General features: G+C 58.4%; 20 protein-coding genes. 17 read left to right on the forward strand and 3 right to left on the reverse strand.

Going from position 1 to position 20,250, the window contains the following annotated elements:
* Positions 1 to 3: 3 nt before the first annotated feature.
* The 5 genes from fhuC to ACCC84_RS12385 all read left to right on the forward strand — a co-directional run bounded on the left by fhuC (position 4) and on the right by ACCC84_RS12385 (position 4,146).
* Positions 4 to 801, forward strand: a complete 798-nt coding sequence (gene fhuC, locus ACCC84_RS12365) for a Fe3+-hydroxamate ABC transporter ATP-binding protein FhuC (RefSeq protein WP_004958900.1) — start codon at positions 4 to 6, stop codon at positions 799 to 801.
* The gene (fhuD, locus tag ACCC84_RS12370; RefSeq protein ID WP_039991764.1) at positions 801 to 1,697 is read left to right on the forward strand and encodes a Fe(3+)-hydroxamate ABC transporter substrate-binding protein FhuD; all 897 of its coding nucleotides are present in this window, start codon (positions 801 to 803) and stop codon (positions 1,695 to 1,697) included. Before fhuC ends, fhuD begins: the two co-directional genes overlap by 1 nt.
* Positions 1,694 to 3,682 carry a Fe(3+)-hydroxamate ABC transporter permease FhuB gene (fhuB, locus tag ACCC84_RS12375; protein WP_371901953.1) on the forward strand — a complete coding sequence of 663 codons (1,989 nt, stop codon included), beginning with the start codon at positions 1,694 to 1,696 and terminating at the stop codon, positions 3,680 to 3,682. Before fhuD ends, fhuB begins: the two co-directional genes overlap by 4 nt.
* A gap of 144 nt (positions 3,683 to 3,826) precedes the next feature.
* On the forward strand, positions 3,827 to 3,994 hold the full coding sequence (locus ACCC84_RS12380) for a hypothetical protein (RefSeq protein WP_156000353.1): 168 nt from the start codon (positions 3,827 to 3,829) through the stop codon (positions 3,992 to 3,994).
* Complete coding sequence (locus tag ACCC84_RS12385) at positions 3,994 to 4,146, forward strand: Hok/Gef family protein (protein WP_269815933.1); 153 nt, start codon at positions 3,994 to 3,996, stop codon at positions 4,144 to 4,146. Before ACCC84_RS12380 ends, ACCC84_RS12385 begins: the two co-directional genes overlap by 1 nt.
* Positions 4,147 to 4,269: 123 nt before the next feature.
* On the opposite strand, the gene metK is transcribed toward ACCC84_RS12385, so the two are convergent.
* Positions 4,270 to 5,424 (reverse strand): methionine adenosyltransferase, encoded by a 1,155-nt coding sequence (gene metK, locus ACCC84_RS12390; RefSeq protein ID WP_198773658.1) that lies wholly within the window; start codon positions 5,422 to 5,424, stop codon positions 4,270 to 4,272.
* A 515-nt stretch (positions 5,425 to 5,939) separates the two neighbouring features.
* On the opposite strand from metK, the gene yqgG reads away from it, so the two are divergent.
* Positions 5,940 to 6,083 carry a small protein YqgG gene (yqgG, locus tag ACCC84_RS23765; RefSeq protein ID WP_420542995.1) on the forward strand — a complete coding sequence of 48 codons (144 nt, stop codon included), beginning with the start codon at positions 5,940 to 5,942 and terminating at the stop codon, positions 6,081 to 6,083.
* Positions 6,084 to 6,317: 234 nt separating this feature from the next.
* Positions 6,318 to 8,294: a biosynthetic arginine decarboxylase gene (speA, locus tag ACCC84_RS12395; protein WP_004958915.1), complete on the forward strand. Its 1,977-nt coding sequence runs from the start codon at positions 6,318 to 6,320 to the stop codon at positions 8,292 to 8,294.
* A gap of 459 nt (positions 8,295 to 8,753) precedes the next feature.
* On the opposite strand, the gene ACCC84_RS12400 is transcribed toward speA, so the two are convergent.
* The gene (locus tag ACCC84_RS12400) at positions 8,754 to 9,098 is read right to left on the reverse strand and encodes a hypothetical protein (protein ID WP_371901954.1); all 345 of its coding nucleotides are present in this window, start codon (positions 9,096 to 9,098) and stop codon (positions 8,754 to 8,756) included.
* A 715-nt stretch (positions 9,099 to 9,813) separates the two neighbouring features.
* Between ACCC84_RS12400 and speB the strand changes: the two genes are divergently transcribed.
* Together speB and rluF are read left to right on the forward strand one after the other, a co-directional pair.
* Complete coding sequence (gene speB / locus ACCC84_RS12405) at positions 9,814 to 10,734, forward strand: agmatinase (protein WP_004958917.1); 921 nt, start codon at positions 9,814 to 9,816, stop codon at positions 10,732 to 10,734.
* Between the two features lie 62 nt (positions 10,735 to 10,796).
* A complete protein-coding gene (gene rluF, locus ACCC84_RS12410) occupies positions 10,797 to 11,666 on the forward strand; it encodes a 23S rRNA pseudouridine(2604) synthase RluF (protein WP_004958920.1) in 870 nt (289 codons plus the stop codon).
* A gap of 51 nt (positions 11,667 to 11,717) precedes the next feature.
* On the opposite strand, the gene ACCC84_RS12415 is transcribed toward rluF, so the two are convergent.
* Positions 11,718 to 12,965, reverse strand: a complete 1,248-nt coding sequence (locus ACCC84_RS12415; protein ID WP_198773656.1) for an MFS transporter — start codon at positions 12,963 to 12,965, stop codon at positions 11,718 to 11,720.
* A 393-nt stretch (positions 12,966 to 13,358) separates the two neighbouring features.
* Here ACCC84_RS12415 and ACCC84_RS12420 point away from each other — a divergent pair, with 393 nt between their 5' ends.
* From ACCC84_RS12420 to ACCC84_RS12455, 8 genes are all read left to right on the forward strand, one after another.
* Positions 13,359 to 13,676 carry a Rieske (2Fe-2S) protein gene (locus tag ACCC84_RS12420; RefSeq protein ID WP_004958926.1) on the forward strand — a complete coding sequence of 106 codons (318 nt, stop codon included), beginning with the start codon at positions 13,359 to 13,361 and terminating at the stop codon, positions 13,674 to 13,676.
* Positions 13,677 to 13,679: 3 nt separating this feature from the next.
* Entirely contained in the window at positions 13,680 to 13,988 is a 309-nt protein-coding gene (locus ACCC84_RS12425; protein WP_004958929.1) for a recombinase-like helix-turn-helix domain-containing protein, read from the forward strand.
* 19 nt (positions 13,989 to 14,007) lie between these two features.
* Positions 14,008 to 15,051 carry a Rieske 2Fe-2S domain-containing protein gene (locus tag ACCC84_RS12430; RefSeq protein ID WP_039991765.1) on the forward strand — a complete coding sequence of 348 codons (1,044 nt, stop codon included), beginning with the start codon at positions 14,008 to 14,010 and terminating at the stop codon, positions 15,049 to 15,051.
* Positions 15,048 to 15,803: an SDR family oxidoreductase gene (locus ACCC84_RS12435; RefSeq protein ID WP_004958933.1), complete on the forward strand. Its 756-nt coding sequence runs from the start codon at positions 15,048 to 15,050 to the stop codon at positions 15,801 to 15,803. The genes ACCC84_RS12430 and ACCC84_RS12435 overlap by 4 nt, the downstream gene beginning before the upstream one ends.
* Positions 15,804 to 15,833: 30 nt before the next feature.
* A complete protein-coding gene (locus ACCC84_RS12440; protein WP_004958935.1) occupies positions 15,834 to 16,628 on the forward strand; it encodes an IclR family transcriptional regulator in 795 nt (264 codons plus the stop codon).
* A gap of 99 nt (positions 16,629 to 16,727) precedes the next feature.
* Entirely contained in the window at positions 16,728 to 17,657 is a 930-nt protein-coding gene (locus ACCC84_RS12445; protein ID WP_039992570.1) for a VOC family protein, read from the forward strand.
* Positions 17,654 to 18,865: an NAD(P)/FAD-dependent oxidoreductase gene (locus ACCC84_RS12450; protein ID WP_004958938.1), complete on the forward strand. Its 1,212-nt coding sequence runs from the start codon at positions 17,654 to 17,656 to the stop codon at positions 18,863 to 18,865. Before ACCC84_RS12445 ends, ACCC84_RS12450 begins: the two co-directional genes overlap by 4 nt.
* A 102-nt stretch (positions 18,866 to 18,967) precedes the next feature.
* Positions 18,968 to 20,224, forward strand: a complete 1,257-nt coding sequence (locus ACCC84_RS12455) for an MFS transporter (RefSeq protein ID WP_198773653.1) — start codon at positions 18,968 to 18,970, stop codon at positions 20,222 to 20,224.
* The last annotated feature ends 26 nt before the right edge of the window (positions 20,225 to 20,250 follow it).

A 20,250-nucleotide genomic window follows, 5' to 3' on the forward strand; every position in this document is an offset into this window, starting at 1 on the left:
CCTATGCAGGATACACAACATCTTCAAGACGCAACCTTCACGTTGGACAACGCGAGCTTTGCCGTTCCCGGGCGCATACTGCTGCAACCGCTGTCGCTGTCCTTCCCCCAGGGGAAGGTCTGCGGACTGATCGGTCACAATGGCTCCGGTAAATCCACCTTGCTGAAAATCCTTGGTCGTCATCATCAGCCAACCGGCGGCCAGGCGTTGCTTAACCAAAAGCCGCTGCCGCAGTGGGACAGCAAGGCATTTGCACGTCAGGTAGCCTATCTGCCGCAGCAGTTGCCGGCCGCGGAAGGGATGACGGTGCGCGAGCTGGTAGCGGTTGGCCGCTATCCGTGGCATGGCGCGCTGGGGCGTTTTTCTGCCGCCGATCGTCAGCATGTCGAAGACGCCATCGCGTTGGTGGGGCTAAAGCCCTTTGCTGCGCGGCTGGTGGACAGTTTGTCCGGCGGCGAGCGGCAACGTGCCTGGCTGGCGATGATGGTGGCGCAGGATAGCCGCTGCCTGCTGCTGGATGAGCCGACCTCCGCGCTGGATATCGCGCATCAGGTCGAGGTGTTGGCGTTGATCCAGCGCCTGAGCCGGCAGCGTGGCCTGACGGTGATTGCGGTATTGCATGACATCAATATGGCCGCACGTTATTGCGATAGCCTGGTGGCGTTGCGTAGCGGCGAGGTCATTGCACAGGGCGCGCCGCTGGAGCTGATGCAGGGGCCGGTGCTGGAACAAATCTACGGTATTCCAATGGGCACGCTGCCGCACCCAAGCGGCGGCGCGCCGGTGAGCTTTGTCTACTGATGCGTCATTTTCCTCATGATCCTGTCCGACGCCGCCTGCTGGCGGCAATGGCGGCGGCACCGTTGCTGTATGGCCTGCCGGGCCGCGCTGCCGCGTTGCCGGACCTGTCGCGTATTGTCGCGCTGGAGTGGCTGCCCACCGAATTGCTGATGGCACTGGGCGTTACGCCGATGGCGGTGGCCGATATTTACAATTACAACCTGTGGGTCAATGAGCCGGCGTTACCGGCGTCGGTGATTGACGTCGGTCAGCGCACCGAACCGAATCTGGAGCTGCTGCAACAGCTGCAACCGTCGCTGCTGCTGCTGTCACAAGGTTATGGCCCCTCGCCACAGCAATTGGCGCCGATCGCGCCAGGTATGGCGTTCAACTTCAACGACGGCAGTGGCAAACCGCTGACGGTGGCCCGGCAATCGTTGCGGCAGTTGGCACAGCGTCTGGGGTTGGAGGCGCGTGCGCAACGGCACCTGATGCAGTTCGATACCTTTATCGGCGATGCGCGCCGGCGGTTGCAGGGATATACCACGCAGCCGCTGCTGCTGTTTTCGCTGGTGGATGCCCGTCATGCGTTGATCATCGGCCAGCAGAGCCTGTTCCAGGAGGTCATGGACCAACTCGGCATCGCCAACGCCTGGCAGGGCGAAACCAATTTCTGGGGATCGGCGGTGGTGGGGATTGAACGGCTGGCCGCGGTGAAAAACGCGCGGGCGATTTATCTCGATCATGGAAATCAGGCGATGTTGGAGCAGGTGAGTGCGACGCCGCTATGGCAGGCGTTGCCGTTTGTTCGCCAGCGGCAACTGCGCAAGGTGCCGGCGGTGTGGTTTTATGGCGCGACGCTGTCGGCGATGCGCTTTTGTCGTCTGCTGGAACAGGCGCAGGAGGGCAAGCGATGAGCGCTCGACTCCGTCTGATGCCGGTGGCGTTGATATTGCTGCTGTTGGCAGCGGCAGGCGGCCTGACCCTCTACAACCTGATGCAGCAGTTGCCGGCGGCGCTGTGGCCACAGGCGCTGAGCGCACCGGATATCGACGATGTACGGCAAATGGTTTTCCATTACAGCCTGTTACCACGTTTTGCCGTTTCGCTGCTGGCAGGCGCCGGGTTGGGGCTGGTGGGGGTACTGTTCCAACAGGTACTGCGCAACCCGCTGGCTGAACCGGCAACGCTCGGGGTGTCTGCGGGCGCTCAGCTGGGCTTGACCATCGCGACGCTGTGGATGCTGCCGGGCGGCGAACTGACCCGGCAACTGGCGGCGATGGCGGGTGCCATCGTGGTCGGTGGATTGGTGTTCGGCGTGGCCTGGGGCAAGCGCATGTCGCCGGTGACGCTGATTCTGGCCGGTCTGGTGCTGGGGCTGTATTGCGGCGCGGTCAGCAGCCTGCTGGCACTGTTCAATTATGAACAGCTGCAAGGGCTGTTTATGTGGAGTACCGGTTCGCTCAATCAACAGGATTGGAGTGCGGTGCAGTTCATTTGGCCGCGGCTGCTGGTGGTTGCCGTGCTGGCGGCGTTGCTGATCCGGCCGCTGACGCTGCTGGGGCTGGATGACGGCGTGGCGCGCAATCTGGGACTGGGGCTGGCGCTGTCGCGTTTCTGCGCGTTGGCGTTGGCGATTATCTTCAGCGCCATGCTGGTCAATGCGGTGGGGGTGATTGGCTTTATCGGTCTGTTTGCGCCGCTGATGGCGAAGATGCTCGGCGCGCGGCGTTTGGCACACCGTATGTTACTGGCTCCGCTGCTGGGGGCTCTGCTGCTGTGGCTGACCGATCAGGCGATGATATGGTTGACTCAGGTGTGGCGTGAAATTCCTACCGGTGCCGCTACGGCACTGATCGGTGCGCCGTTGCTGCTGTGGCTGTTGCCACGTCTGCGCAGCGCTGCAACGCCGCCGCCGATGAATCTCGGCGATCGTGTTCCGGCCGAGCGTCGCCATCTGCTGCTGTGGTTGCTGCTGGGCAGCGTACTGTTGCTGGCCGGGTTGGCGGTGGCGTTGATGTTTGGCCAGAATGCCGCTGGCTGGCACTGGAGCCACGGCGCGGAGTTTGAGGCTTTACTGCCCTGGCGCTGGCCACGGGTACTGTCGGCGCTGGCGGCCGGCATGATGCTGGCGGTGGCGGGCACGCTGATCCAGAAACTGACCGGTAACCCGATGGCCAGCCCGGAAGTGCTGGGGATCAGTTCCGGTGCGGCATTTGGCGTGGTGATGATGCTGTTCCTGGTGCCGGGCGATGCCTTTGTCTGGCTGTTACCGGCGGGCAGCCTCGGCGCGGCGGTCACGCTGCTGATCATCATGATTGCCGCCGGGCGTGGTGGTTTCTCTACCGAGCGCATGCTGCTGGCGGGGATCGCGCTCAGCACCGCGTTCACCACCACCATCTACCTGCTGCTTGCCAGTGGCGATCCGCGCATGGGCGGCCTGTTGACCTGGATTTCCGGTTCGACCTATTCGGTGACGGCGCCGCAGGCGGTGCGTACGGTGGTGATTGCGGCGATGCTGGTGCTGTTGGCGCCGCTGTGCCGCCGTTGGTTGACCATTCTGCCGCTGGGAAGCGCCACCGCGCGTTCGGTCGGCATTGCGCTGACGCCGGTGCGGCTGAGCATTCTGCTGCTGGCGGCGACGCTAACCGCCATGGCGACGCTGACCGTGGGGCCGCTGAGCTTTGTCGGCCTGATGGCGCCACATATGGCGCGCATGCTGGGATTCCGCCGTGCATTGCCGCAGATGTTGATCGCAGCAATGCTGGGCGGCCTGCTGATGATGTTTGCCGATTGGTGCGGCCGCATGGTGATGTTCCCGAATCAGATCCCGGCCGGGTTGCTGGCGACGTTTATTGGCGCGCCGTACTTCGTGTACCTGCTGCGCAAGCAGACGTCGTAAGCCGCGTCTCCACGGTACTCTCTGCCATCAGGGGCCCGGCGTTGCTGGGCCTTTTTTTATATTTTCAACGCGCTGCAATACGTTGCGTGCCGTTGCGCAAAAACGACATTTAGCGTGAAGAGGAACGAGGGAAGGGAGGATAGGGTGAATATAGTGCGCGCGGGTGCTCTGGATCTGTGTATCTGGAGCCAGCGTGAAGGGGACAAAGAGATAAGCCCCGAGTCGATGTTCATCAACCCGAGGCCTACTTTAACGCACGACAACGTCAAACTCGCCTCTTACCCGCTGCCAGGCAAGGAGAAGAAGGCATGATGCCGAACAAACGAAGCCTGTTAAAACTGGTGGTTATTTGTGCCACGGCAATATCACCGGCATGGATAACCCGCAGCACGCTTTGCGAGCTGCGGATCCGATCGGGCAATACGGAGGTTGCGGCCATTTGGGCTTACGAATCCGGGCGGTAAGGCAACCCGGTGGCGGGGGGATTGCCTCCGCTGTCCGGCAGTCGATGCGTAGATCCATGAGCACCCATCCGTTCAAAAAAAACGGCAAGCCAAGGCTTGCCGTTTTTATGTTGATGCCGGGACTTATTTCAGGCCGGCAGCGTCGCGCAGCAGTGCGGCTTTGTCGGTCGCTTCCCATGGGAAGTGTTCACGACCAAAGTGGCCGTAGGCGGCGGTTTCGCGATAGATCGGCTGCAACAGATCCATCATCTGAATCAGGCCGTATGGGCGCAGGTCGAAGAATTCGCGTACCAGCAGCGTCAACTGCTCGGTTGGCACTTTCTCGGTACCGAAGGTTTCCACCATGATGGAGGTCGGTTCCGCCACGCCAATCGCGTAGGAAACCTGGATCTCACAGCGGTCGGCCAGGCCGGCGGCCACGATGTTTTTGGCAACGTAACGCGCCGCATAGGCGGCTGAACGGTCAACCTTGGACGGATCCTTACCGGAGAACGCACCGCCGCCGTGGCGTGCCATGCCGCCGTAGGTATCAACGATGATTTTACGCCCGGTCAGGCCGCAGTCGCCCATTGGACCACCGATGACGAAACGGCCGGTTGGGTTGATGTGGAATTTGGTGGCGGCGCTCAGCCACTCTGCCGGCAGTACCGGCTTGATGATCTCTTCCATCACCGCTTCTTGCAGGTCTTTCAGCGCGATGTCTTCGGCGTGCTGGGTAGACAGCACTACCGCATCGATGCCGACGATCTTGCCATCATCATACTGGAAGGTGACCTGGCTTTTGGCATCCGGGCGCAGCCACGGCAGAGTGCCGTTTTTACGCACTTCGGACTGACGCTGTACCAAACGGTGCGCGTAAGTCACGGGAGCTGGCATCAACACGTCGGTTTCGTTGGTGGCGTAACCAAACATCAGGCCCTGATCGCCGGCACCCTGTTCCAGCGGATCGGTACGGTCAACGCCCTGGTTGATGTCTGGCGACTGCTTGCCGATAGCGCTCAGTACGGCGCAGGAGTTGGCGTCAAAACCCATGTCTGAATGAACATAGCCGATCTCACGTACGGTCTTGCGGGTGATCTCTTCGATATCGACCCAAGCGCTGGTGGTAATTTCGCCACCGACCAGTACCATGCCGGTTTTTACGTATGTTTCGCAGGCTACGCGAGCTTTTGGATCCTGTTCCAGGATGGCGTCAAGAACCGCATCAGAGATCTGGTCGGCGATTTTATCAGGATGACCTTCAGAAACGGATTCTGACGTGAAAAGGTGTTTAGCCATTGTATTCTTTACCTTGCATAAGACGGGTTGGAAATTACTGCACAGCGCTGGAGATCCGGGCACCAAGGCGAAGGGTCTCCGCGGATGGCGCGAGATGCATCCTGCAACGCCCCTCTGGCAAAGCCGTTAAGCAGCTTGTCGGTTAACCAGTATAGATGGATTAACATCTGGACGTCTATTTTAGGTTATGCTTTAGCCGGATTGCCAGTATTTTTTTGCCGCATCGCTCTTTTACGCAAGCCAGGTGACGCCATTTTCATCGCTTGAAACAGTTGTCAGCCAATTTTCATTTTGCATTTTGCCCCGGTTACCGGTATAAACTGCGCGCGCGGTTCATTTGGTGCACAGTACGCGGCGGGACAGAGGGTCAGTTCCCGTGTCTGCCGACGGTGACAGCCTGACCAACCGTAGGCGTCGCTGCGACGCCGCCGCTTCATCGAACGGTCACGTTCGTTCACTATATATAGAGGCTGGGTCGTTCATCATGAACGACGCGCGTGGAGGTGGTTGGATTAATGATCCGTTGTCTACCGGTTGTTGGTTCTCAACAGCAGTGCCGTTCTGGCGCCAATTCTTCTGCTATCTTCCGTTTTGTCTCTACACCATCAACCCGATGTTACACGCATCTGGGCGCTACTCAGGATTCTCGGGCCGGCTAACGGTCGTCTGACGAACTGAACAAGGGTAGCCTACAGCCTTCCTGTGGGATGTTTCTTGACCCGATTCACGAGGTTTGAACAGGGTGTCTTACAATTATATGAGTAATAAACCGATCGCTACCGGCGAACGGCAGGGTAATTCACTGCCGCAAAGGCGGTTTGTCGGGTTGTTCTCGCGGGATGTAGCTGCGATAGTGGCTGACTATATCGTCAGTACGGGAAGTGAGGCGAGTAATGTCTGATGATCAGTTGAAACACCGTCCGCCGGTTGCGGACGAATCTATTTCTTTGCGCTCCATGCAGGAGGTTGCCATGAATGATCGTAATGCCAGCAAGATGCTGCGTACTTATAATGTCGCCTACTGGGGCAACAACTATTATGACGTCAACGAGCTTGGCCACATCAGCGTGTGCCCCGATCCGGACGTCCCGCAGGCGCGCGTCGATCTTGCCGAACTGGTGAAGGAGCGGCAGAAAGAGGGACAGCGCCTGCCGGCACTGTTCTGCTTCCCACAGATTTTGCAGCACCGTCTGCGTTCGATTAACGCGGCGTTCAAGCGCGCGCGTGAATCGTTCGGCTACGAAGGTGGCTACTTCCTGGTTTATCCGATCAAGGTTAACCAACACCGCCGGGTGATTGAATCGCTGGTCAACTCCGGCGAGCCGCTGGGGCTGGAGGCCGGTTCCAAAGCCGAGCTGATGGCGGTTCTGGCGCACGCGGGCATGACTCGCTCGGTGATTGTCTGTAACGGTTATAAAGACCGTGAATATATTCGTCTGGCGCTGATCGGTGAAAAGCTGGGGCACAAAGTGTACCTGGTGATTGAGAAGATGTCGGAAATCAACCTGGTGCTGGAAGAGGCCGAGCGGCTGAACGTAGTACCGCGCCTGGGCGTGCGTGCGCGTCTGGCGTCGCAGGGCTCAGGTAAATGGCAGTCCAGCGGTGGCGAAAAGTCCAAATTCGGTTTGGCGGCGGTGCAGGTATTGAAACTGGTAGAAACGCTGCGTGAAGCGGGTCGCCTCGACAGCCTGCAATTGCTGCACTTCCACCTGGGGTCGCAATTGGCCAACATTCGCGATATCGCTACCGGCGTGCGTGAATCAGCGCGTTTCTACGTTGAACTGCACAAACTGGGCGTCAACATCCAGTGCTTCGACGTGGGCGGCGGTCTGGGGGTCGATTATGAAGGCACGCGCTCCCAGTCTGACTGTTCGGTGAACTACGGTCTGAACGAATACGCCAACAACGTCATCTGGGGCATCGGCGACGCCTGTAACGAGCACGGCTTGCCACACCCGACGGTGATCACCGAATCCGGCCGTGCGGTCACCGCCCACCATACGGTGCTGGTGTCCAACGTGATCGGCGTGGAACGTAACGAATTCGGCGAACCTCATCCGCCGGCAGAAGACGCGCCGCGTGCGCTGGAAAGCATGTGGGAAACCTGGCTGGAAATGAACGAGCCGGAAAACCGCCGTTCGCTGCGTGAATGGCTGCACGACAGCCAGATGGATCTGCACGATGTGCATACCCAGTACGCGCATGGCATGCTGGACCTGACCAAGCGTGCCTGGGCGGAACAGCTGTACCTGAACATCTGCAACAAGATCCAGCAGCAGCTCGATCCGAGCAACCGTGCGCACCGTCCGATCATCGACGAACTGCAAGAACGCATGGCGGACAAGTTTTACGTCAACTTTTCGCTGTTCCAGTCGATGCCCGACGCCTGGGGGATCGATCAGCTGTTCCCGGTATTGCCGCTGGAAGGGCTGGACAAGCCGCCGGAAGGCCGTGCAGTGCTGCTGGATATTACCTGCGATTCCGACGGCACCATCGATCATTACGTCGACGGTGATGGCGTAGCGACCACCATGCCGATGCCGCCGTACGATCCGGAAAACCCGCCGGTGCTGGGCTTCTTTATGGTTGGCGCCTATCAGGAAATCCTGGGTAATATGCATAACCTGTTTGGTGATACCGCATCGGTTGACGTATATGTCTTCCCGGACGGCACCATTGAAACCGAGTTGTCTGACGAAGGCGATACGGTGGCGGATATGCTGGAATATGTACAGCTGGATCCCATCGCGCTGCTGGCCAAGTTCCGCGATCAGGTCAAGGAAACCGACCTGGACGACGGGCTGCAAGCGCAGTTCCTGGAAGAGTTCGAGGCCGGGCTGTACGGTTATACCTATCTTGAAGACGAATAAGTAGAGCCGAACTGAAAGGCCGGGCATCTCCCTGATGTCCGGCCTTTTTAATGGTTTCCCCCCCGCAATCCCCTTCGATATTTCTTTGCCCCATATCAGTTATCACAAATTTGTTAACTCTCCGTGAGGATTCGGACAGGGTTTTCTCTGTAGGTTGTCACTATTGGTTTGATCGGTTTTGGGGGAAATGATGTTCAACAGACGGCGGTTTAATCTATAACCTAGTCGTCACTTTTTAATTTTAACACATGCTTTTTCCACCATGTGCTGGTGAGAAATAAGTACGCTAAAGCAATCAGCAGAGCGTAGCTTATTGCTTTGAGAACGATAGGCCCGGTAATGGTTATTCCTTGGAAGAGGTAAGCAATCAAATAGCAGATAAAAATAGTGCAAAAATTTTGAGAGTTTTTTTATGCACATATCCCGATCAAGGCCGGGAAGTGCTCGGCCATATCGACATTACCAATGACACTGACCATTAACACTGTTGCGACTAGAATTTCCACCTAATGGGTCATTGCTATTGTTATTATCTCCACAGTTACGAGAGTATGAGCGAATACCTTCGATAGCAGCACCACGAATAGAGCCATATGCGAAACCTGAAATAGCACCCGCTGCAATCCCTGCTGGCCCACCAGGCAATCCTCTTGGTCCTCCTACTATTGCACCTGCATATCCCCCTGCCAAAGCTCCTCTTTTGGCATCGCTGGCAACCTGTGAAGCACATCCTTGGCCCTCATAGCCAGAATCTGCATTTCCAGCAGAAATAGTGAGTATTTCCTTTGTTGTTAGTTCTCTCATAACGCTTATTTCCTTTCAAAGCGTTGATAAAGATAATCCACTGTGATCATAGATACAGGGATATAGATGAGAATGATTCCTAAGGTAATATCATTCAGTGAGTCAATTTGAGAACAAAGATAGCCTAGAGGAATACTTAATAGGAACGTCATAACCTCTAGTGCTATATAAAGTTTTTTATTTTTAATTGTCTGTTTGTGACGTGTTGGCATGATATTAAACATCTGGTTTATTTTTCTCTATTTTATCTTTATATGTTAGATCTAGCTGTTATGCGTGCTATTAACTTGTGTTATTTAACTAAATTTTAAATGTGATTTTCTTTCCGTGCTTAATGTCTTCGCACTGTGAGTTTGTTTCATTAATAGTATGACGGAAATTAACTTATATATTTTCACCTTCAGATAAAGGGATTGAAATCACAAAACTAATCATCGGGAGCTTAATGGATGTCAGCTCCAAAGCTCGTGAAGGCGGCCACGTTCACATGCCTGAAGGATGCAGGGTCTATACTGGATGACGACGAGCAGTCGGGATGATGATGCGCGCTCTTGAAGCGCGAACCAAATACGGCGATAATCTGCGCCATCAGCAGTGCCAAAAGATTTTTGAATAGATCCCTTTCTCGTCGGGCTAACGACGCGGGAGGGATTTTTTTTTGCTCCGGCCTGTGCGCTTTCACAACAGGCAAATCGTTGAACTATGAGGGTTTAATATGAGTACTCTAGGCCATCAGCCCGATAATTCTTTAGTGTCCAACGCCTTTGGTTTCCTACGCTTTCCGCTGAATTTCATGCCTTACGACAGCGATGCAGAGTGGGTAATCACCGGCATTCCTTTCGATATGGCAACCTCCGGCCGTGCCGGCGGCCGTCATGGCCCGGCGGCGATTCGTCAGGTATCGACCAATCTGGCCTGGGAAGGTCACCGCTGGCCGTGGAGTTTTGACCTGCGCGATCGGCTGAACGTCGTCGATTGTGGTGACATCGTGTTCAATTTTGGCGATGCGCAGGACATGAGCGACAAATTGCAGGCGCACGCAGAAAAACTGCTGAAGGCCGGCAAACGCATGCTGTCCTTCGGCGGTGACCACTTCGTGACGCTGCCGCTGCTGCGCGCGCACGCCAAGCATTTCGGCAAAATGGCGCTGGTGCATTTCGATGCGCACACTGACACTTACGCCAACGGCAGCCAATATGACCACGGCACCATGTTCTTCCATGCGCCAAACGAAGGTCTGATCGACCCGCACCATTCGGTGCAGATCGGTATTCGTACCGAGTTCGATCACGACAACGGTTTTACCGTGCTGGATGCGGCGCAGGTGAACGATCGCGGCGTGGACGATCTGCTGACCCAGATCAAACAGATCGTCGGCGACATGCCGGTATATCTGACCTTTGACATCGACTGTCTGGATCCGGCATTTGCTCCGGGCACCGGTACGCCGGTTATCGGCGGCCTGACCTCCGATCGCGCGCTGAAGCTGGTGCGTGGCATGCAGTCGCTGAACATTGTCGGCATGGACGTGGTAGAAGTGGCGCCGGCTTACGATCAGTCTGAAATCACTGCGCTGGCGGCGGCGACGCTGGGGCTGGAGATGCTGTACCTGCAGGCGGCCAAAAAGCAGCCGTAAGCGACCAAAACAGTATCAGCTCAAGGCCCTGAGCCGTCAGGTCAGGGCCGTATGGAGAAAGCATGCTGGGCAAACCATCTATACGTCTTAACAAATATATCAGCGAAAGCGGTATCTGCTCGCGTCGCGATGCCGATCGTTATATCGAGCAAGGCAACGTATTTATCAACGGCAAGCGCGTGGCGCTTGGCGATCGCGTCTTCCCGGGCGACGTGGTCAAGGTTAACGGCCAACTGATCGAACCGCGCAATGAAGACAACCTGATCTTTATCGCGCTGAACAAACCGGTAGGGGTGGTCAGCACCACGGAAGACGGCGAGAAAGACAACATTGTCGATTTCGTCAACCACAGCACCCGTATCTTCCCGATCGGGCGGTTGGATAAAGACTCCCAGGGGCTTATCTTCCTCACCAACCACGGCGATCTGGTGAACAAGATCCTGCGGGCCGGCAACGATCACGAAAAGGAATATCTGGTAACCGTCAACAAGCCGGTTACCGATGAGTTCATCCACGGGTTGGGTGCCGGCGTGCCGATGCTGGGTACGGTGACCAAGAAATGCAAGGTGAAGAAGGTCGCGCCGTTTGTCTTCCGCATCGTGTTGGTACAGGGGCTGAACCGCCAGATCCGCCGCATGTGCGAACACTTCGGTTATGAAGTGACCAAGCTGGAGCGCACCCGCATTATGAACGTCGGGCTGGCCGGCCTGCCGTTGGGCGAATGGCGTGACCTGACCGACGATGAACTGGTTGAGCTGTTCAAGCTGATTGAAGATTCCAGCTCGGAAGCCAAACCGGCCAAAAAAGCCAAACCGGCGGTGAAAAAACCTGCCAGCAGCGGCAACGGGCAGAGAACTGCCGACAAGCCGAGCGGCAATCCGGCTGCGCGCAAGCGTTTTACCCAGCCGGGCCGAAAGAAGAAGGGCCGCTAAGCCCCGCTCGACGACGGTAACGGGCGCCCGGCCATCACGGCGGGCGCGCTATCAGGCCCGTGAGGTCGCACGCGTCAGCAGCATGCGGCTGAACAACACTCCCCCCGCCAGCAGCGTCAGCAATTGCGACGCGATCAGCACCGTAAACCCTGAAGAAACCTTGCCCTGACTGGCCATCACCATTCCCATGATCGTCGGCACAAATGCCGAGAACAGATTGCCGATGCCGTTGATCAGACCATAGGCGCTGCCCACCGCCTGCGGTTGGGCATAGTATTGCAGCAGAGTGGGGATTGCCGCGCCCTGCGCCCCCCAGCAGGCATTGGCCATCAACAGGAAAAACGCCATCCAGCCGAGCTGGTGGCTGTGCATGACGCCATAGATGCACAGCGCGGTTGCCGCGCCGCCAAAGGCGAAAATCAACGGCGCCTGATAGGGGCGGATAGCATCGAGCAGCACGCCCCCGAGATATTTTGAGGCGATGCTGACGACAAACGGCAGCGATGCCAACCATCCCATTTGTCTGATGGAAAACCCTTTCTCATCGGTCAGATAGGCCGGCAGCCAGGCGCTGGAGCCCCACAGATAGCTGAGAGTGGCGATCTCGATCAGCATGATCCAACCGAGCATCGGCGTGCGCCAGGCCAGCACGAAGGTCTGCCAGACGCGCGCCAACGCCGCAGGCCTTGCGACGGCAGGCTGCGGTCGCAGGGGCGGGCGGATAAACAGCCGTACCAGCGTCAGTCCCAATAGCAGATTGATCGCCGCCAGCAGATAGAACGACATTGCCCAGCCGAAGTGCGCCATCAGGAAACTCACCAGTGGAAAGCCGATCACCAATCCCAGTGATACCCCCAGCGCACTGACCGCGTTGGGCTTGCCGCGTTCATCGGCGGCGAAGCGATCGCCGACGTACATGGTTTTCAGCGAAAACAGCGGCCCTTCGCTGGCGCCAAGCAGCGCGCGTACCGCCAACAGCAGCAGCAGTGAACCGGCCAGCGGCGAGGCGGCGGTGAGCAACGCCCACAGCACAATGCTCCACGTCAATGCACGGCGATAGCCCATCAAGGTTTCCAGGAACGGCGTCAACAACATGGCGGAAGCCCCGTAGCCGAGCAGAAACGCCGTCATCAACATTCCCTGATGCGCGCGGCTGCCGTCGAGCTGAAAGTGATGCAGGAAGTCGGGATTGACCAGCATCACGGCGATATTTACCCGATCGGCGTAGGCGATAACGATCAAAAACAGCAGCGCGAGCACCCCGAACCAGCGTTGACGTTGTTGCACCCTGCGTTCCATACACGCTCCTGTAGCAAAAAGATCGCGACTTCAGACAGCAGAAAACCCGCCTGTCGCCGCCGCAGGGCAAAACAGGGGATTTAGCCTTGAAGTGTAAGTTTATTGTTAATTGCGATGGTGGGTTAACCCTTGCCAGAGCTGTTTTACTCGCAGGTTACGACGCAAATCAACGCTTTTTTAACCCTATTTTTGCGATGAAACACAGGTTATTGATAGCTTTTTCATATCGGTGCATTTTTTCGTGATCCCCACCGCATTTGCAACTTTTAAATAACCAACCATTAACTTTTGCCGCGTTGCTCGCTTGACGAAAGTTTCGCCAGACCTATAGTGGCTGTATTAAATAATAAACTGAGTTTCATATATGAAACAATCAGATAGAGGAACGAAGCAATGAGCTGGAAGAACGTGTGCGAAGTATCACAGGTGAAAGAAGATTTCCCTTACTCGGCGACGGTAGACGGCAAAGAGATCGGCGTTTATCTGATCGATGGCCAATTTTACGCGCTGGAAGACGTCTGCCCACACGCCTATGCCTTGCTCAGTCAGGGGTTTGTTGATGACGGCAAGGTCGAATGTCCGCTGCACGAGGCGTTATTCGATGTGCGCACCGGCAAGTGCCTGCGCGAACCCGGCGGCCGCGATCTGCACACCTTTCCCACCCGGGTGATCGACGATCGTATCCAGATCACCCTTATCGAGGAGGAGTAACCCATGCAGCACATCACCGATTTCAATCCCTGGCTGCCGGACACCCAACAGGTGATCCCGGCGCGGGAGGGCGGCAACGGCCAGATCCATCAGCCAGGCCAGTATCAGAACGTTATCTGGCAAACCCGCGCCCGGGTACCGGACGGTTTTGAAACCGCTCTGGTCGCGGCGCTGGAGCAGATCTTCGATGCGGGTGCGGAACAGCTGGATCAGATTGTCAGCGCGCTCAACCAGCGTCGGTTGTTCGATCGTAACGGTCAGCCCTGGAGTGAAGCGGGGTTCCGTGAGTTCCTTCAGGTTAATGGTTTCTGAGCAGCACAGGGAGAAGACAATGACAGCAAACACAACATCCTGCGCGCAGACCGTGCAAGGCTATCTTGACCAGGGGTTACGCGGCATGTGGTATCCGGTGCTGGCGAGTTGGGAAGTGGGCAATAATCCGCTGGGCATCACCCGTCTGGAGCAGCAAATCGTGCTGTGGCGCGACGGCGAAGGTGCGATCCATGCCCTGGAAGATCGCTGCCCGCACCGTGGCGCACGGCTTTCGATGGGGTGGAATCTTGGCGATCGTATCGCCTGCTGGTATCACGGCGTGGAAGTTGGCGGCGACGGTACGGTAAAGGATGTCCCGGCGGTGGATCGCTGTCCGCTGGTCGGGCAAAAATGCCTGCGTTCCTATCCGGCCAAAGAGGCCTACGGTGCGATATTCCTCTTTTTCGGCGTCACCGCCGACCAACCGCCCAGCGAACTGGCATTCCCGCAGGAACTGGCCGATGACGAGTCGTACAGCAACTTCCTGTGTACTGCCAGCTGGGACTGCAATTATCAATATGCGCTGGAAAACGTCATGGATCCGATGCACGGCACTTACCTGCATTCGTCCTCACACTCGATGGCGGACGGCGATCGCAAGGCCGATATGGCGTTGGAACCTACCGACAGTGGCTTTATTTTCAAGAAAAACGGCCAGATTGGCGTCAATTTTGACTGGGTGGAATTTGGTAACAGTGGCGCGTACTGGATGCGTCTGTCGATCCCCTACAAAAAGCGCTTTGGGCCGGGTGGGCATTTCTGGATCATCGGCATGGTGGTGCCGGAAGACAAGGATCATTGCCGAGTGTTCTTCTGGCGCATTCGCAAGGTGCAGGACTGGCAGCGTTCGTTGTGGCGTTTCATGTACCGCAATCGCCTGGAGCAGCTGCATTGGGACGTGTTGGAGCAGGATCGCATCGTGCTGGAAAACATGGCGCCGAACGCGCGCGGCCGCGAGTATCTGTATCAGCACGACGTCGGGCTTTCTCGCCTGCGCCGCATGATGCAAAAAGAAGCGCAAAGGCAGCTGGCGCAGCTCCATGAGCTGGAGGCCGCGCAGTGAATGGCCTGCTGAGCGGCAAACGCATTGTGGTGACCGGCGCCGCGCGCGGGCTGGGGCGCAGTTTTGCCGAGGCCATTGCCAGGGCCGGTGCCAGCGTGGTGATGTGCGACATCCTGGCAGATGAACTGCACGCCGGCGCAGCGACGCTGCGAGAACAAGGTGCGCAGGTAGAAGCGCTGGCGTTCGATCTGGCCGATCCGGCATCGATTGGCAACGCATTCGACGCCATTGCCAAGGGCGGCGCGCTGGATGGGCTGGTGAACAACGGCGCGCTGGCGACCGGAGTCGGCGGCAAAACCATGATGGAATATGATATCGATCTGTGGGATCGGGTAATGCAAGTCAACGTGCGCGGTACCTGGCTGGTCAGTCAGGCAGCGGTGCCGCTGTTGGCGCAACGGCCGCACGCCAAAATCGTCAACGTGGCATCAGACACCGCCCTGTGGGGGGCGCCGCGCCTGATGGCCTACGTTGCCAGCAAGGGGGCTATCGTGTCGATGACCCGTTCGATGGCGCGCGAGCTGGGTGAGCTGGGGATCTGCGTCAACGCCATTGCGCCGGGGTTGACGCGGGTCGAAGCCACCGAATATGTGCCGGCCGAGCGTCACCAGCTGTACGAGCAGGGCCGTGCACTGCCCGGCGCGCAGCATCCCGATGATGTCACCGGCAGTGTGCTGTACCTGCTGTCACCGCTGGCGAACTTTGTCACTGGACAACTGTTGCCGGTCAACGGCGGCTTTGTATTCAACTAATCGCGTCAAGTGAGAGATAAGGATCCGAGCATGGCAGACGAACAAGCGTGTAAATATCTGATCCCGGGATTGGATCGCGGTTTGCAACTGTTGCTGGCATTTGGCGAGCAGCACAAGGAAATGACCTTTGCAGAATTACATCGCCTGGTCGACATGCCCAAGGCTACCGCCTACCGCGTGGTGCAAACGCTGGAGCATTTGGGCTTCCTCGAGCGTAATCCGCGCACCAACACCTTCGCGTTGGGCATCAAGGTATTGCGGCTCGGTTTCGAGTATATCGCGTCGCTGGACGTGGCGCAGGCCGGACAGCCAGTGATCGAACAGCTGCGCGATCGCAGCCAGTGCAGCAGCCATCTGGCGATCCGCGATGAGCGCGACGTGATCTACATTGCTCGCGTTAGCGCCGCCGGCTCGCAGATCAACCAGGTCAGCGTCGGTACTCGCCTGCCGGTGCATCAGACCTCGCTGGGCCGCATGTTGCTGACCAGCACCTCGCGCGCCGAATTTGACCTGCTGTACCCGGATGAAAGCTTGCCGGACAACGCGCCGGGGGCACCGACCAGCCGCGAAGCGCTGTGGCAGATGGTGCAGCAGGATAAAGCGCGCGGCTACGTGATCGGCGAATCGTTTTTCCGTCACGGCATTTCGTCGATCGTCTATCCGATCTTCAATCGTGAACAGCGGGTGGAAGCGGTAGTGAGCATCATGGTGCCGTTCGATCAGATCCCGACGGCGGATCGCGAACGGCTGCGGATGGAAGTTCGCGATGCGGCGGAAAAGATCTCCGGTTTCCTCGGCGCCGCGCCACAGGCCAACGTCGGATAACACCTATTTACTCAGGCAGGGATGAGGTTCCTGATGCACAGGGGCCGGGGGGCGATCGTGCCTGAAAACAGCATTCAGCGAGAACGTGAGGCAGAAAAGATGAGCGTAATCGGTATCGAAAAACTGGAATTTGGCGTTGAAGATCTGTCAGCGTGCGCAAAATTCATGCAAGACTTCGGCCTGCAGGCCAGCGCCGGCAATGGCGCAGAGTTCACCACGCTGAGCGGTGCCCGCGTGGCGTTACATCCGCTGGCAAGCAGCGAACTGCCGCCGGCGTTCGAGGCCGGCTCCACGCTGCGCCGCATGACCTGGGGCGTGGCCGACTCGGCACAGCTGGCGGCGCTGGCGTCAAGATTGGCGCAGCAGCCGGGCTTTCGCCAACGGGATGACGCGCTGGAGTGCCGCGATCCCAATGGCATGACGCTGCGCATTATCGTCAGCCAACAGCGCGACGTGTCGCTGCCGGTGTCGCCGATCAACCAGTGGGGCGACGTGCGGCGCATTGATGAGCCCAGCCCGGTCTATGCGCAGGCGCAGCCGATCAACATCGGCCACGTGGTGTTCTTTGTCGAAGATCTGGCGGCCACCGAGCGTTTCTACTGCGATTTGCTGGGCTTCCAGGTGTCTGACCGCTACATCGATCGCGCGGTCTTTCTGCGCACACAACCGCGTGGTGGCCACCATAACCTGTTCCTGCTGAAATTGCCGAACCGGCCGCGTGGCCTCAACCATGTGGCATTCACCGTGCGTGACATTCACGAAGTGATTGGCGGCGGGCTGGCGATGAATAAACAGCAGTGGAGCACTTTTATCGGCCCCGGTCGTCACCCGATTTCTTCTGCCTATTTCTGGTATGTCAATAGCCCGACCGGCGGCGCGTTCGAGTATTACACCAACGACGATTTTCTGACGGAAAACTGGCAGCCGCGCGAACTGGAGCATTCGCTGGTGTCGTTTACCGAATGGGCGGTAGAAGGGGGGATCGATCATGATACCCGCCGCCAGCACAAACCGGTGAATGCGTTATGAGCCCGATACCTGATGCGGGCATGGTGATCGTCGGCGGCGGTCAGGCCGGCGGCTGGGCGGCGAAAACGCTGCGCGATCGCGGTTACACCGGCCGGCTGTCGGTGGTGAGTGACGAACCCTATGACTTTTATGAACGTCCGCCGCTGTCCAAGGCGGCGCTGCTCGACGCTAACGCACCGCTGAGCCGTTTGTTCAGTGAGTCGGCGGTGGCAGCGCTGAACATTGACTGGTATCGCCCGCTCCGCGCCGAACAGATTGATGCGCAGGCACAGACGGTAACGCTCAGTGACGGCCGACGGTTGCGTTTTACCCAGCTGTTGATCGCCACCGGTGGTCGACCGCGCCTGCCGGATGCCCGCTGGGCCGCACAGCCACAGGTCATGACGCTGCGCTCGTGGGATGACGCCGCGCGGCTGCGCCAGGCGCTGCAACAGAGCCGCCGGTTGGCGATTGTCGGCGGTGGCTGGATCGGGCTGGAGATTGCCGCTTCGGCGCGCAAGCTCGGTGTGGAAGTGACGGTGTTCGAGCGCCAGCCGGCCCTGTGCATGCGCAGCGTCGGTGCCGAGGTCTCGCAGGCGCTGTTGGAACTGCATCAGCAGCAGGGCGTTACCCTGCACTGCGACTGCGGCGAGATAACGCTGGCACAGCGCGACGGCGCGGCGTGGCTGGGTAGCGCGGTCAGTGCGCAGCAGCCATTTGATTTGGTGGTGGTCGGTATCGGTGTGGAACTGAACCTGGAACTGGCACGCAGCGCCGGATTGCAGATTGAGGGCGGCATTGTAGTGGACGGGCAGGGGCGTACCAGCCACCCGGCGATTTTCGCCGCCGGCGACGTGGCGCGCCATCCGACGCTTGGCCTGTGTCTGCAGTCGTGGGCCTATGCACAAAACCAGGCGATCAGCACCGCCTGCGCCATGCTGGATGCCGCCGCCGCGCCTTACGACGACGTGGCCTGGCTGTGGTCGGATCAATACGACGCCAATATTCAGATCCTTGGCGTGCCAACCGGCGGGGTGCATCAGGTGGTGCGCCGCACGCCGCAGTCGCAGCTGTTTTTTACCCTGAATGCCGATCGGCAACTGGTGCAAATGGTGGCATTCAACGACGCGCGCGCCATCAAGCTCGGCAAACGCTGGTTAGCCAGCGGTCGGGTATTGGATCCGCAGCAATTGGCGGATGCGGAATTTTCTCTGATGGCGTTGAAATAATTCCCCGCTGCCTGCCGCGTAACGGCCAGACGGCAACGCGCCTCCTCGGTTAAGCCACGAGGAAGGCGCCGCGGGCAGGCCTGGGAAAACCGGGAGCGTTTCATGACTACGCAACATATTGACACCCGCGCTGGTCGGGTGGGGGAAACCGTTGTCGAAAATCAGCCGCAGCGGGTGCGCTGGTCGGTGCCGATGGCGCTGTTTGCCTGCGTATTGCTGGCGTTTTTTGACAAGATCAGCATTGCGGCGCTGTTTTCCGACAGCGCATTCCAGCAGGCGTTGGGCATCAGTTTTGATCCGACGCGGCTTGGCTTGCTGATGAGCGCCTTCCTGTTTTCCTACGGATTTTCGTCGATGCTGTTAAGCGGCATCGGCGATCGGCTGAACCCGACCAAGGTGCTGGTCGGCATGATGATCGTCTGGGGCGTGCTGATGGTGCTGATGGGGCTGACGCGCTCTTACCACACCATGATGACGCTGCGCATCCTGCTTGGCATTGCCGAAGGGCCGTTGCTGCCGATGGCCTACGCCATCATTCGCCAGGCTTTTCCCCAGCGTTTGCAGGCGCGTGCCACCATGCTGTGGCTGCTGGGGACGCCGCTCGGTGCGGCGCTCGGCTTCCCGGTCACGTTGTTTATTCTCAACACCTTCAACTGGCAGGCCACCTTCTTCTTTATGGCGTTTCTGACGCTGCCGGTGATGCTGCTGGTGCTGTTCGGTCTGCGTCATCTGCAGGTACAACGGGCGGAAAAAACGCAGCAAACCCTGCCGGCAGAACGCCGACAGCATCGTCGCGCACTGCTGCGTAATCCGCACTTCTGGATGATCTGCCTGTTCAATATCGCCTTCCTCACCTACCTGTGGGGGATGAACGGCTGGCTGCCGAGTTATCTGATCAAGGGTAAAGGCATCCATCTGGAACACGCCGGCTATCTGTCTTCGCTGCCGTTTATCGCCATGCTGCTGGGGGAAGTGCTGGGGGCGTGGCTGTCGGACAAGCTGGATCGTCGCGCGCTGGCCTGCTTTTTCTCGCTGGGTGGCGCAGGGCTGGGGTTGGCGGCGGTGCTGCATTTGCATGGTACCTACAGCGTGATTGCCGCCATGGCGTTCAGCACCTTCATGTGGGGCGCCGGCGCGCCGAACATTTTCGCCCTGCTGGCGAAGGCGACCAGCAGTAAGGTGAGCGCCACCGCCGGCGGCATTTTCAATGGATTGGGCAATTTTGCCGGCGCGTTGGCGCCGGTGCTGATGGGGGCGTTGATCGCCGCTACCAGCAACATGGATAACGGCCTGTTGTTCCTGGTGGTGATGGCCTTTGTCGGCTGCATCATTCTGCTGCCGTTACTGAAGAAATACTGAGTGAGCCACGTAATTAAGGAGTGAAA

It is taken from the genome of Serratia odorifera (assembly GCF_041448735.1).
GTDB classification, from domain to species: Bacteria; Pseudomonadota; Gammaproteobacteria; order Enterobacterales; family Enterobacteriaceae; genus Serratia_F; species Serratia_F odorifera.

Coding starts and splice junctions, on each gene's coding strand:
- fhuC (WP_004958900.1), top strand. CDS start 4: ATGCAGGATACACAACATCTTCAAGACGCAACCTTCACGTTGGACAAC.
- fhuD (WP_039991764.1), top strand. CDS start 801: ATGCGTCATTTTCCTCATGATCCTGTCCGACGCCGCCTGCTGGCGGCA.
- fhuB (WP_371901953.1), top strand. CDS start 1,694: ATGAGCGCTCGACTCCGTCTGATGCCGGTGGCGTTGATATTGCTGCTG.
- ACCC84_RS12385 (WP_269815933.1), top strand. CDS start 3,994: ATGCCGAACAAACGAAGCCTGTTAAAACTGGTGGTTATTTGTGCCACG.
- metK (WP_198773658.1), bottom strand. CDS start 5,424: ATGGCTAAACACCTTTTCACGTCAGAATCCGTTTCTGAAGGTCATCCT.
- yqgG (WP_420542995.1), top strand. CDS start 5,940: ATGATCCGTTGTCTACCGGTTGTTGGTTCTCAACAGCAGTGCCGTTCT.
- speA (WP_004958915.1), top strand. CDS start 6,318: ATGTCTGATGATCAGTTGAAACACCGTCCGCCGGTTGCGGACGAATCT.
- ACCC84_RS12400 (WP_371901954.1), bottom strand. CDS start 9,098: ATGAGAGAACTAACAACAAAGGAAATACTCACTATTTCTGCTGGAAAT.
- speB (WP_004958917.1), top strand. CDS start 9,814: ATGAGTACTCTAGGCCATCAGCCCGATAATTCTTTAGTGTCCAACGCC.
- rluF (WP_004958920.1), top strand. CDS start 10,797: ATGCTGGGCAAACCATCTATACGTCTTAACAAATATATCAGCGAAAGC.
- ACCC84_RS12415 (WP_198773656.1), bottom strand. CDS start 12,965: ATGGAACGCAGGGTGCAACAACGTCAACGCTGGTTCGGGGTGCTCGCG.
- ACCC84_RS12420 (WP_004958926.1), top strand. CDS start 13,359: ATGAGCTGGAAGAACGTGTGCGAAGTATCACAGGTGAAAGAAGATTTC.
- ACCC84_RS12425 (WP_004958929.1), top strand. CDS start 13,680: ATGCAGCACATCACCGATTTCAATCCCTGGCTGCCGGACACCCAACAG.
- ACCC84_RS12430 (WP_039991765.1), top strand. CDS start 14,008: ATGACAGCAAACACAACATCCTGCGCGCAGACCGTGCAAGGCTATCTT.
- ACCC84_RS12440 (WP_004958935.1), top strand. CDS start 15,834: ATGGCAGACGAACAAGCGTGTAAATATCTGATCCCGGGATTGGATCGC.
- ACCC84_RS12445 (WP_039992570.1), top strand. CDS start 16,728: ATGAGCGTAATCGGTATCGAAAAACTGGAATTTGGCGTTGAAGATCTG.
- ACCC84_RS12450 (WP_004958938.1), top strand. CDS start 17,654: ATGAGCCCGATACCTGATGCGGGCATGGTGATCGTCGGCGGCGGTCAG.
- ACCC84_RS12455 (WP_198773653.1), top strand. CDS start 18,968: ATGACTACGCAACATATTGACACCCGCGCTGGTCGGGTGGGGGAAACC.